The sequence below is a fragment of the Parabacteroides gordonii MS-1 = DSM 23371 genome, assembly GCF_000969825.1.
Lineage (GTDB): Bacteria > Bacteroidota > Bacteroidia > Bacteroidales > Tannerellaceae > Parabacteroides > Parabacteroides gordonii.
In genome coordinates this window covers 3,014,715-3,027,352 of record NZ_KQ033919.1, presented here as the reverse complement: position 1 = coordinate 3,027,352, position 12,638 = coordinate 3,014,715, and the positions used below count along the sequence as shown (strand labels likewise).

The following is a 12,638-nucleotide window of genomic DNA, read 5'->3' as shown; positions in this document are numbered from 1 at the left end:
CTATTTATTTTCAATTTTATAATGGCATATTGCCATGTTTTTTAGGCGGATTGCTCTGGCTTTTGTTCTTTGCCATTTCCAACGCCTGTATAAGTTTGAAACGTGTCTGCCGGGGCATGATGATCTCATCGATAAAACCCTGTTCGGCTGCCCGGTACGGATTTGAGAAGTTCTCCGTATATTCAGCCATCGCCTGCACCTTCTCCTCTCCTGTCGCTTTCCGATAGAGGATATTAACAGCACCTTCGGCCCCCATCACAGCTATTTCAGCCATCGGATAAGCCAGGTTTATATCAGCTCCGGTCGGTTTGCTCGCCATCACGATATAGGCACCCCCGTAAGCCTTCCGGGTAATCAGTGTAATTTTAGGAACCGTAGCTTCGGCATAGGCATAGACGATCTTGGCTCCGTGGCGGATAATGCCGTCATGCTCCTGCTGGCAGCCGGGTAAGAATCCGGGAACATCTTCAAAAGTGATCAAGGGGATATTGAAACAATCACAGAAACGGATAAAGCGTGCGGCTTTGTCTGAAGCATCGATATCCAGTACACCTGCCAGAAAAGCCGGTTGGTTGGCGACGATCCCGACCGAACGCCCTCCCAAACGGGCAAAACCGACTACGATGTTTTTGGCAAAATGCGGCATTACTTCAAAGAAATAATGGTTATCGACCACTGGTTCAATAATATCTTTGATATCGTAAGGTATATTCGGATCATCGGGAATGACTTGCTGCAATGCTTCTTCCTCCCGGCGGATATCATCGGTACAGGAAATTACCGGCGCATCTTCCATATTATTAGACGGAAGGAAACTCAGCAATTCGCGAATGCTCATCAAAGTTTCCTCCTCCGTGTCACACATGAAATGAGTCACACCGCTTTTACTGCTATGTGTGTAGGCGCCTCCCAGTTCTTCCTTGCCGACCTCTTCATGCGTAACGGCTTTCACCACATCCGGCCCGGTTATGAACATATGGCTCTTTTCCTTCACCATAAAAATAAAGTCGGTCAATGCCGGAGAATAACAAGCCCCACCTGCACAAGGCCCCAGGATAGCCGATATCTGCGGGACAACCCCCGAAGCCATCGTATTCTGGTAAAAAATGGAAGCATACCCGGCCAAACTGCTTACCCCTTCCTGGATACGGGCACCTCCCGAGTCGTTCAGGGCAATGACAGGCGCACCGCTTTTCAGAGCCAGTTGCTGAACCTTTACGATCTTGGCCGCATTCGTGGCACTCAGCGTACCGCCGTAAGCCGTAAAGTCGTAGGCATAGACAAATACCAGCCGTCCGTCGATCTTTCCATAACCGGATACAATCCCATCCCCCGGGATCTTATTCTTATCCATACCGAAATTCGTACAACGGTGAACGACAAACTTATCCAGTTCGTTAAATGTCCCTTTATCCAGCAACATATCGACACGTTCGCGGGCGGTCATCCTTCCCGACTCATGCTGCTTCTCGATACGGGCAACGCCTCCACCCTGTAAAGCGGCCTTGTCCAGTTCCCCGAAGGTTTTATATAATTGTTCTTTTTCCATTTTAATCTTCTTTTTCCGTTATTACATCCAACGACAAGAGCACCTGGTTGCTGGTCACTGAATCCCCCTCTTTCACCAGGATTTCGCGAACCGTACAGGCAGAACTAACCTTATAGTTACTCTGCATCTTCATTGCCTCGATTACAGCGACAATATCACCGGCTTCCAACCGGTCGCCCACCTGTACGGGGATCTTCACCACCTTACCGGGCATCGGAGAAATAATCCGGTTCTCCTGCTTTTCCTCACTGCTCTTTCGCATACGCAGATATTTCACCTGTGTATCGAGTATATCGATATTATACGATAAGAAATAAGTATTTACAGTATAGTTCTTACCGCCTGCTCCACGTATCAGTTCGGCGTTATACGACACCCCGTCATGCAAGATAGAACAGGCTCCGTTTTCCGCCATTACGATATCGACGTCATAAGGAACTCCGTCGACGGTCAGTTGTACCTTATTCCCCTCCTTACTGACCAGCGACACGTCAGCAGTCCTTTTTCCTATATGTATTTCCATAAATAATAATTATTCGATGTACTAATTGCCATGTGCCGGTTCTATATTCTCAGAACCCCTTTTTGCAGGCCGAATTCACGCCAGCGGCTGATCGGGCGGCCATCCGCAGCGGTTCCGGAACTGTTTTCCTCCAGATTCATCAGATAATCGATGTAAGCAGCGATCATAGCGATATTCTCCGTTTCCGTACCTCCGGTTTCAACCGGATGCTGTAATTGCTCCGCATGTTTCTCTATAAAGGAAGTATCATATTTCCCTTTCACGAAATCGGAAGAATCCATGATACGGCGCAAATAGCTGATATTGGTTTTCAGACCGGTGATCTTGTATTCATGCAACACACGACGCATCCGTTCGATAGCATACTGCCGCGTAGTAGCCCATACGATCAGCTTTCCGATCATCGGGTCATAATAAACAGGTATTTCATACCCTTCATACACATAACTGTCTACACGAACGCCGATACCGTTGGGCTCGGTCAGTTGGCGTATGACACCGGGCGAAGGCATAAAACCGGCATCGGTATCTTCGGCGCAGATACGGCATTCGATGGCATGGCCGCGCTGCACAATATCTTCCTGGCGGATGTGAAGCTGCTCGTTATTCGCCACCCTGATCTGCTCTTTTACAAGATCGACACCCAAGACCTCTTCCGTTATAGGATGTTCCACCTGCAGGCGGGTATTCATTTCCAGAAAATAAAAATTCCGGTGTTTATCTACCAGAAACTCGATAGTGCCTGCACCGGAATAATTCACAGCTTTCGCCGCTGCAACCGCTTTCTCTCCCATATTCATTCTCAACTCCGATGTAATAAAGGGAGAAGGGCTTTCTTCCACGATCTTCTGGTTACGGCGCTGAACCGAACATTCACGTTCGCACAGCTGGATCACATTTCCGTGATTATCACCTAATATCTGAAATTCGATATGATGCGGCTCTTCCACAAATTTTTCCAGGTAAACCGTATCATCCCCAAAAGAAGAAAGCGATTCCGACCGGGCGGAGTTATAAGCTTCCTCCACCTCTTCTTCCTTGTGGATCAATCGCATGCCTTTTCCACCACCGCCCATAGAAGCCTTCAGCATCACCGGGAAACCGATCTCTTTACAGATACGGAGAGCTTCGGCCGCATCCTGTAAGGGTTGCTGTGTACCCGGAACAACCGGAACCCCCGCCGCGATCATCCGTTTACGGGCTGAAATCTTATCCCCCATCGCTTCCATCGTTTCAGCAGCCGGGCCGATGAAGATTATATTTTCCTCCTTGCATCTCCGGGCAAATCCGGCATTCTCGGAAAGGAAACCATATCCCGGATGAATAGCATCCGCCTGATGCTCTTTGGCTGCCCGGATAATTTTCTCTATATCCAGATAACTTTCCTTTGATGCGGCAGGGCCGATCAGGCAGGCTTCATCGGCATACAGGACATGCCTGGCTGTACGGTCGGCTTCCGAAAAGACGGCGACCGACTGTATTCCCATCTCACGACAGGAACGCATCACGCGTACAGCGATCTCACCGCGGTTCGCGACTAGTATTTTTCGTATCATATCAATGCTTTAATCGTTTATAGTGAGGATTTACTTCACAGGCGTAAAAATATTTCTTTATTTCATTCAGGCAGGAATTGCATAAACAGCCCGGATAATGCATTTTTACATAGGCAAGTTGAAGCTCATCCAGATTCACAGGTGCACATTGACAGGTAGCGATATTATCTACCCGGCAAACAAAGGAGACACCACAACGCGGACAATCTTTCTCCATGATCTAATAACTTTATAATAATAAATAATCTTTTCGAACCCGTATCCTAACCCACGAGGATATGAGCCTTTAACGAACGGCAGGTCTTCTGACTGACTCCCATCCTGAAGCCTTCCCGACGACTATCTACTGCATCGTCAGTGGCATAAGTTGTTTTCAGAATGTTGAACGGAGCTTCACAGCAGCGGGACTGTCCGGGATTTACACCCGATTCCCTTTTAATCTGTATTCCCGGAACCGAAAATACAGAACCATTTCGGTGCAAATGTATAGAAAAATTAGTCATATCAGGATCATTTTTCATATATTTTTTTCGCGTTCCACCAAAAGAAGCTGAAACATAAGAGCTAACAGCACAAAGAACGACATTTTCTTTTTTGGGAAAAAAAATAAAGCATCAAAATTCAAAAGTTTTCCACTTTTAGCAAAAACGCTACTGAATACCAGATAATTGACATAATTTAACCAGACAAAAGTTTTCCAAAAAGAACACCGTATGTAGTTACGACATACCTTTGCAAGTACAAAAACAACGTAATATACCAATACAATTATCATGATTCAGACAGTTATCAAAAGGGATGGTCGTATCGTCGGATTTAATGAGGAGAAAATCGTGACGGCAATCAGAAAAGCCATGCTACACACAGAAATAGGAGACGATTTGCAGCTAATTCGCCAGATCGTCGACCATATTTCATTCAAAGGGGAACCACAAATGACGGTGGAAGCGATTCAGGATGCAGTCGAACTGGAACTGATGAACAGTAGCCGTAAAGACGTAGCACAAAAATATATTGCCTACCGCAATCAGCGTAGCGTTGCCCGTAAAGCAAAAACGCGCGACATGTTCCTGGAAATTATCAATATCAAATCGAATGATATCACCCGCGAGAATGCCAATATGAATGCAGACACGCCCGCGGGTATGATGATGAAGTTCTCCAGCGAGACAACCAAACCGTTTGTCGATGACTATCTGTTAAGCGAAGAGGTGAAGGAAGCCATTTCCAACAATTACCTCCATATCCATGATAAGGATTATTACCCGACCAAGAGCCTGACCTGTGTACAGCATCCGCTGGATCGCATTCTAAAATACGGTTTCTCTGCCGGACATGGCGAATCGCGCCCGGCAAAACGTATCGAAACGGCCAGCATACTGGGATGTATCTCACTGGAAACTGCTCAGAACGAAATGCACGGTGGACAAGCGATCCCGGCTTTCGACTTTTATCTGGCTCCTTACGTGCGCAACAGCTTTATCGAAGAGATAAAAACGCTTGAAGAATTGAACGGAGCCGATTATTCACATCTCTACCAGGTAGAAGTAGACGACTATGTGAACAGCCCGCTGGATGGCCTGACAGGCGACCAACGGATCATACAACATGCGATCAATAAAACAGCCAGCCGCGTCCACCAGTCGATGGAAGCTTTTATCCATAATATGAATACTATTCACTCACGTGGTGGCAACCAGGTGGTATTCAGTTCCATCAACTACGGTACAGATACTTCGGCGGAAGGTCGTTGCATCATCCGCGAAATATTGAAAAGTACCTACCGGGGTGTCGGTAACGGCGAAACGGCTATCTTCCCGATCCAGATATGGAAAAAGAAACGGGGCGTAAGCTATCTGCCGGAAGACAGGAACTACGACCTGTATGTATTATCCTGTAAAGTATCGGCACGCCGCTTTTTCCCGAACTTCCTGAACCTGGATGCAACTTTCAACCAGCATGAGGATTGGAAAGCCGACGATCCGCAGCGTTATATGTACGAAGTGGCAACGATGGGATGCCGCACGCGTGTATTCGAGAACCGTTTCGGGCCGAAAACATCTATCGGTCGCGGAAACCTGTCTTTCTCTACGATCAACATCGTACGCCTGGCTATCGAATGTATGGATATTGAAGATAAAGAGGTACGTATTGCCCGTTTCTTTGCCAAACTGGATGAAATGCTGGAGATTACAGCCCGCCAGTTGCACGAACGTATGGAGTTCCAGAAAACGGCGTATGCAAAACAGTTCCCGCTGCTCATGTCTTCACTCTGGCTGGGTAGCGAAAAGCTGAAACCGACAGACACGATCGCTTCGGTCATCAACCAGGGTACATTGGGTATCGGATTTATCGGGTTGGCAGAATGCCTGGTCGCCCTTACCGGTAAACATCATGGTGAAGATGCAGACTCACAGGAATTAGGTATAAAGATCGTGACTTATATGCGCGACCGCGTAAATAAGTTTTCGGAACAGTATCAGCATAACTACAGCGTGCTGGCAACTCCGGCAGAAGGTCTTTCCGGCAAGTTCACAGGAAGAGACCGTAAGAAATTCGGCCCGCTGCCCGGTATCTGCGACCGCGATTATTATACGAACTCCAACCATGTTCCGGTATATTACAAATGCAGCGCCCGCCATAAGGCAGAAATCGAAGCGCCTTACCACGCTTTGACCGGTGGCGGTCATATTTTCTATGTCGAAATTGACGGCGATGCGACCCATAATCCGGAAGTGATCATGAAAGTGGTCGATATGATGGATAAATACAATATCGGTTACGGCTCGGTAAACCATAACCGCAACCGTTGCCTGGATTGCGGCTACGAAAACGCAGATGCCAACCTGGAAACCTGCCCGAAATGCGGCAGCCAGCACCTGGATAAACTGCAACGCATCACCGGCTATCTGGTAGGTACGACCGATCGCTGGAACAATGCCAAGTTATCCGAATTGAACGATCGTATTATTCATAATTGATTAACAGTCAACAACTATGTTATCTATTATCGATATTATAGAAGATACAACCGTAGATGGCCCCGGCTTCCGGACTGCCATCTACGCTGCCGGCTGCCCGAACCAATGCCCGGGCTGTCATAATCCGGAATCGTGGGATATCAACAAAGGCCGCCCCGTTCCTACCGAAGAAATATTGGAAAAGGTGCTGGCCGATGATTTCGCCGATGTAACCTTCAGCGGCGGCGACCCGATGTACCAGCCGGAAGAGTTCACCAAGCTGGCGCGCGCCATCAAAGAGAAAAGCCGGAAGAACATCTGGTGCTATACCGGATACAAATTCGAGAAACTACTGGAGAATCCCAAACAAGCAGCATTACTCCAATATGTAGACGTCCTGGTCGACGGCAAATTCAAACAGGCTCTCCATGACGAAAGTCTATTGTTTCGCGGCAGCACCAATCAGCGGCTGATCGATGTGAAAGCGTCTTTAAAAGAGAAGAAAGTTATTTTCTATAATTATAACCCATATATCTAAAAAAACAATCTCATAATCCTTTATTGAAATACATAGTTTAACATACAATATTTATAATAGGGAGTCAAAAGATCCTCCCTATTATAATTTTGTTCACCGCTTAAATTCAAACGATACTGTTTTTTGCCACATTTTTCCTCTAGTGTTCATACATTGAAGATTAAATTTGTAACTACCAGCTTCATTAGGAGCTGAAGTGAATACTAAATTAATGATGTTCGCTATCAGATATTTTTCAGACATTTCATTAAATATTTCTAAATTATACTGTTTCTCAACATTCAAATCCTGATATGATGAAGACAGCACCTCTTTACAAGAAATATAATGAATCTGAACAAGATCATCCACATATGAACCTTTCAAATGATCCACATCAAAATTTTCTTCACATATTAAATGAATAAAACTAATAGTATCATTAGCCAAAATAGGTATTTGCATACTCTCACTAATACGCCCAGAAAAACTATCATCTCCATATCTGGTAGATATTTCTTTATACTCTTTACTCTGTAAATAATTATTTGAAACAGTTTTTCCTTTCAGTTCGAATTGAATAGAAGAGTCACTTTCCAGAAGATGAATTGATCCAATCTCATTTTCATAAGAATAAATATAATGGCTCGTGTCTGAAAAATCACCCGGGCTATTTTCCAAGATTTTTTCTCTACAAGACGAACTAACAATTAGAATCAAAAAGAAATAAATTACTTTGTGCATGTCAATCATTTTCTAGGTATGAACATTTGCATATCACTATTATAATCATTTTTTCCTCCTTGAGAGTTATTATAAATAAAATGTCCCACACTACAAAAACCATCAGAATTTCCATATTGCCCCCAATTACAGTGAACAGATTCAATTGTATGAGATGTTGTAAAACTCGTCCCCGGCATATACTTAAGATTTTCCCATAACACTTCATCAACATCATTTACATCTGATAAATCCGGAATGGCATGAGCCATATATTTACTCCATTCAGTCACATAAATTTTCTGATAAACTTTCCTATATCCATCCATTACCCACGCATGTCCAACTGTTCCTGATTTTCCTCCTCTTACAAATACAGGACACTTATCTATAGCAATTGCGTTAGCAGCTTTTGTCATATCAAATCCGTTAATGATAGATGAACAAGTATAACCGTAAGTCTCAAAAGCAGCCCTTGTATTACTCGTAGTCGAAGTACTTCCATCACAACCATAAACCATATGAATACTTAAACCTATATTAGAAATAAACCTCGCCGCTTCCGAATTTGTGTCGGTATATTCTGCATTATCTAAAATACTCCAATTATACGTTCCTACTCCAAGATATCTATGATAATTACAAATTTGCCCCATTGCAATAGCACCACAACCTGCAGGAGCACGACCTGAAGTATTACTACACAGAGTTTTAACACTTCCATTAAACGGTTGATACTGTCCCCAACGAGTCTTCAACAATGGAGAATATTCTGTTATCTCTTCTGGTAAATATTCATATTCCCTAAGTACTATATATCCATCTTCAACAGAACGAACTTCTTCTATTCTATTTGCTAAAGCTACGACATCATTATTTGATAGCATCTGTACCTCTTGTGGAACTTTTACTGAATAAAAACGAGTTTCAGTGCTTTTTACTTGAGAAGATACACTTTTTGTAAAAGCACTATTTCCATATTGACTTGAGATAACTTTTATCGCTATTTCTTCTGGAGATGAACTTAACGCACAAAGTTGCGCTCTACTACTAATATTTGTCATTTCATTATTACATGAAAATAACGAAATAAAACAAACAGAAAAGGCTAATAATTTTTTTTTCATAACTAATATATTTAATATTAAACTAATATTGGGAATCCACAATTTTACAGGGGCACTATATAAATTTATCACAAATTCATAACATTAAATGAAATTGCCTCAGAGGATTACATCATATTTTTCCTAATCCCGGGATAAATATTTTTATTTTTAGTTTGGCAGGTTTCCTGACTTCATCGAGAAAGCACCCTTCCCATCTTTAAAAGACAGTGGTATAGTAGACTTGCTTTCACATTAAACAGATGTTACAGTAGCGGGCACTGTTTTGGTTTTACACCAAATTCCCTTTTTATATGATTCTCCGAATAAGAATACATATCACCAACTGTGCAAATATAAATAAATAATTAAGAAGTAAATACAAAAAGAATATTTAATTCATAATAAGATGAATTTATTTACAGAAACAATTAATTCGTCACATATAATATAATTGCAAATATATTTAGCTCAATATAGAAAAGCATCATATATAAATAAAAAAGTTACTGAACATTATCATTTGACAAAATGATATTTTATATACATCGTAGCCGTTCTATTTGACAAGAATTACAGGAGTACAGATTTTTATGAACTTATGGCAGGGTTATCCATTTTCATATTGTTTCCATTTTCTTTCAAAACGATTCAGTATAATTCTCTATTCCAACAAACACAACCATAAGGTTATGTTTATTTTCTATTCACAGGCATTATAACATTGCATTCTTATTCTTATTTTCAACCCTTGCAGAAAATAAAACTGCTATAAAACACCTAAATTTGATCTCAAAAAGCAAAAAACAAAGAAACTCACGCTTAAATTTAACAAAAATTCAGTAATGACACAATAAAATCTCAGCTTCAATAAAATTTTATTTCGTTTTAAACGAAATTGAAATTCGTTTAAAACGAGATTGAAAATAAATTCAACGCACTAAAATGTTAATATATATAACAAGACTTTATCTAAAACACGCTTTACAGCGAAGACACTCGTCACAAAAACAAACATTAGAAGAGCAATTTAACACAAATACACTCGTTCTAAAATCACTATGACATTCAACATCTTGCCTTTCGATAAGCCATTGCTACAACCTCACAGATTAAAAGGAGATAGTAGCCTCACAAAATAAATTACAAATAAATATCATTCATTTTCAAAAATACTTTACTACTTTTGTACCGGATTAAGGTGAATCACAATGCACTCTGCGAGTGATGAGAGGGAATCCGGTGTAAATCCGGAACAATGCCCGTTGCTGTAATTCCGTTCCGGCCTGTGCCGGAAATGCTTGCAACCTCATGCCACTGACCACAAGTCGGGAAGGCCATGCAAAGCCGGAAAAGTCAGAAAACCTGCCTGGTCGATTATATTCATGCTTTCGGGATAAAGAGCAGGAATTAACGAGGTGGAATTTCAATACGAATTCTTCCATTTTATTTATACGTTTACTTATATGAGACTGAAAGGTATTGCTATGTCTTTACTTTCGGTGTGTGCATTTACTCCTGCCATTGCTGTTGCCGGAGAAATGCCAACCAATACACCGGAGAAAGAACAGGTACAAACCGGCATTTGCGTGTTAACCGGCAAAATCATTGACTCCGAAACAGGAGAAGGTATACCTATGGCCACAATCAATGTTCCGGGAACATTGATTGGCACCGCCTGTGATGCAGACGGTCGTTTCCGGCTGGAACTGATCGAAGGAAAAAGCTATAACCTGCTTGTCCGTTCGACCGGTTACATGGAACAGACAATCAAGATCAACGCCAGCGGAGCACAAAAACAGATGGATATCCGTATGAATGCCGGAATATTCGACCTGAACGAAGTGGTCGTTACCGGTACCCGTACAGAGAAGACGATCAAAAACACCCCTGTCCTTACCAAACTGATCCCGGCTTCCCAATTACAACGCAACGATTTTGAAAACATTATGGATGCACTGGAATATTCCATTCCGGGATTGCAGTTCAACAGCGACCCGCGAGGAGATAATATCCGCATCCAGGGATTGGAAAACAAATATATCCTGATCCTGGTCGACGGCGAACGTCTGTCGAATACCCCCGGAGGCCCGATCGACTTCGAACGCCTGAGTACTTCCAACATCAAACAGATAGAAGTTGTCAAAGGTGCTGCTTCGGCTTTATACGGTTCCAGCGCAATCGGCATGATTATCAACATCATAACAAAAACTCCGGAACGTCCGGCCGAAGGATGGGCTAAAGTTCGTTATTCACGCTACAACGAACTGCTGATGGATGCCGCTTTCGGTACAAAATACAAAAACTTCACTTCGCAGACATTGTTCAACCGGAACTCGACGGACGGGTACGACCTGACACCCGACTCGCCGGCAAACTATACCCAGAACCCGTCCGCCAATATGACAATATCCGAGAAGCTGGCCTGGGAACACAACAACACCAAACTGGATGCGGCAGCCGATTTTTTCCTCAACGAAGAGAAAAACCCGAAGCTAAGCAACGAAGTAACACATTATAAGAGCTTCAACAAAACATTCCGTGCCGGACTTCAACAACAGTTGGGAGAAAAGAATTTATTGAAAGCTATCTATTACGGAGACTTCTACATCCGACGGACTGTTTTTGAAAAGCTGGATTCAGTAAGTAAAAATGCTACCTCAAACGTACAGACTTTACGTTTGACGGATATTTATACACCGCTCGACAACCTGCAAGGAATAGCCGGTATTGAGTTCAACTGGAATAAGGATTATAATATCAAACAATACGGAGAAGATATGAAAACCCGTAAGGTAAACGACATCAACGGGTTCGTACAACTGGACTGGAAAGTGATCCCGCAACTCGATATCATCGGAGGTTTCCGTTATACCCACCATTCTGTTTTCGGGAATGCCTACACACCGAAAGTCAACGTGATGTACTCACCCGGTAATCTTCGTCTGCGTGCCGGATACAGCAAAGGTTTCAAAGCGCCCGATGCAACCGAGCTGTTCTCCGACTTCCAGATGGGTTCCGTTTCACACAACATCGGTAACCCTGATTTGAAAGCCGAACATTCGAATTACTACTCTTTCTCTGCCGAATACACATTTAGCAAACTGAATATCAGTGGAGAAATCTATCAGAACGATATCAAAGATAAAATACAATCGTATAACGTTATCGTAGAATTGCCTAACGGAGCAGAAGAAGCACAGTTGCGATACAGAAATGTAGATAACGCCCGTATCCGTGGAGCGGAAATCTCTGTCGCTTACAAACCGTTCCGATGGGTAAACTTGCAAGGTACTTACGATTTTACAGATGCACAAGACAAAGCTACCGGCCTGCAGTTGACCGGGAATACCAAACATTCGCTCAGTTGCAACGCGATGTTCCTGTTCGATGTATTCAAACGGGAAGCCTCTGTTTCCATTGCCGGACGATGGACATCGAAGAAAATCAACTTCCGCGAAAAGACCGTGGTCGATCCTGAGACAGGAAAAACAATCCAGCAGATGGTAGACAGTCCGCAGGATGCATACAGTTTGTGGAAACTGACCGTACAGTATAGCATCTGGAAACATAAATATATGAACCTACTGCTGACAGCCGGTGTACAAAACATCTTCAACTACACCGATCCGGTCAATTATACGACATACGATCCGGGACGACGCGTGTTCGGTTCCGTCATCTTTAAATTCTGATAGCGATTT

At 43.1% G+C, this 12,638-nt stretch carries 9 protein-coding genes and 3 riboswitches; of the genes, 3 read left to right on the top strand and 6 right to left on the bottom strand.

Annotated features, from left to right (window positions below; translation table 11 throughout):
* Positions 1 to 16: 16 nt before the first annotated feature.
* From HMPREF1536_RS11365 to HMPREF1536_RS27085, 4 genes are read right to left on the bottom strand one after another with little or no spacing between them, the layout of a single operon-like run.
* Positions 17 to 1,549 carry an acyl-CoA carboxylase subunit beta gene (locus tag HMPREF1536_RS11365; protein WP_028728074.1) on the bottom strand — a complete coding sequence of 511 codons (1,533 nt, stop codon included), beginning with the start codon at positions 1,547 to 1,549 and terminating at the stop codon, positions 17 to 19.
* Position 1,550: 1 nt separating this feature from the next.
* Entirely contained in the window at positions 1,551 to 2,072 is a 522-nt protein-coding gene (locus tag HMPREF1536_RS11360) for an acyl-CoA carboxylase biotin carboxyl carrier protein subunit (RefSeq protein ID WP_028728073.1), read from the bottom strand.
* A 41-nt stretch (positions 2,073 to 2,113) separates the two neighbouring features.
* On the bottom strand, positions 2,114 to 3,628 hold the full coding sequence (gene accC, locus HMPREF1536_RS11355; RefSeq protein WP_028728072.1) for an acetyl-CoA carboxylase biotin carboxylase subunit: 1,515 nt from the start codon (positions 3,626 to 3,628) through the stop codon (positions 2,114 to 2,116).
* A 1-nt stretch (position 3,629) separates the two neighbouring features.
* A complete protein-coding gene (locus HMPREF1536_RS27085; RefSeq protein ID WP_081693338.1) occupies positions 3,630 to 3,845 on the bottom strand; it encodes a cysteine-rich CWC family protein in 216 nt (71 codons plus the stop codon).
* Between the two features lie 61 nt (positions 3,846 to 3,906).
* A riboswitch (cobalamin riboswitch) is annotated at positions 3,907 to 4,116 on the bottom strand.
* Positions 4,117 to 4,401: 285 nt separating this feature from the next.
* Between HMPREF1536_RS27085 and HMPREF1536_RS11340 the strand changes: the two genes are divergently transcribed.
* Both HMPREF1536_RS11340 and nrdG read left to right on the top strand, forming a co-directional pair.
* Positions 4,402 to 6,609 carry an anaerobic ribonucleoside triphosphate reductase gene (locus HMPREF1536_RS11340; protein WP_028728070.1) on the top strand — a complete coding sequence of 736 codons (2,208 nt, stop codon included), beginning with the start codon at positions 4,402 to 4,404 and terminating at the stop codon, positions 6,607 to 6,609.
* 16 nt (positions 6,610 to 6,625) lie between these two features.
* A complete protein-coding gene (gene nrdG, locus HMPREF1536_RS11335) occupies positions 6,626 to 7,126 on the top strand; it encodes an anaerobic ribonucleoside-triphosphate reductase activating protein (RefSeq protein ID WP_028728069.1) in 501 nt (166 codons plus the stop codon).
* A 93-nt stretch (positions 7,127 to 7,219) separates the two neighbouring features.
* Here the strand turns inward: nrdG and HMPREF1536_RS11330 are convergent, their stop codons facing one another.
* Complete coding sequence (locus HMPREF1536_RS11330; protein WP_147337568.1) at positions 7,220 to 7,849, bottom strand: hypothetical protein; 630 nt, start codon at positions 7,847 to 7,849, stop codon at positions 7,220 to 7,222.
* 5 nt (positions 7,850 to 7,854) lie between these two features.
* On the bottom strand, positions 7,855 to 8,955 hold the full coding sequence (locus HMPREF1536_RS11325) for a C10 family peptidase (protein ID WP_081693337.1): 1,101 nt from the start codon (positions 8,953 to 8,955) through the stop codon (positions 7,855 to 7,857).
* Positions 8,956 to 9,095: 140 nt separating this feature from the next.
* Positions 9,096 to 9,296: riboswitch (cobalamin riboswitch) on the bottom strand.
* Positions 9,297 to 10,115: 819 nt separating this feature from the next.
* Positions 10,116 to 10,321: riboswitch (cobalamin riboswitch) on the top strand.
* 79 nt (positions 10,322 to 10,400) lie between these two features.
* Between HMPREF1536_RS11325 and HMPREF1536_RS11320 the strand changes: the two genes are divergently transcribed.
* Positions 10,401 to 12,629: a TonB-dependent receptor gene (locus HMPREF1536_RS11320; protein WP_147337569.1), complete on the top strand. Its 2,229-nt coding sequence runs from the start codon at positions 10,401 to 10,403 to the stop codon at positions 12,627 to 12,629.
* The last annotated feature ends 9 nt before the right edge of the window (positions 12,630 to 12,638 follow it).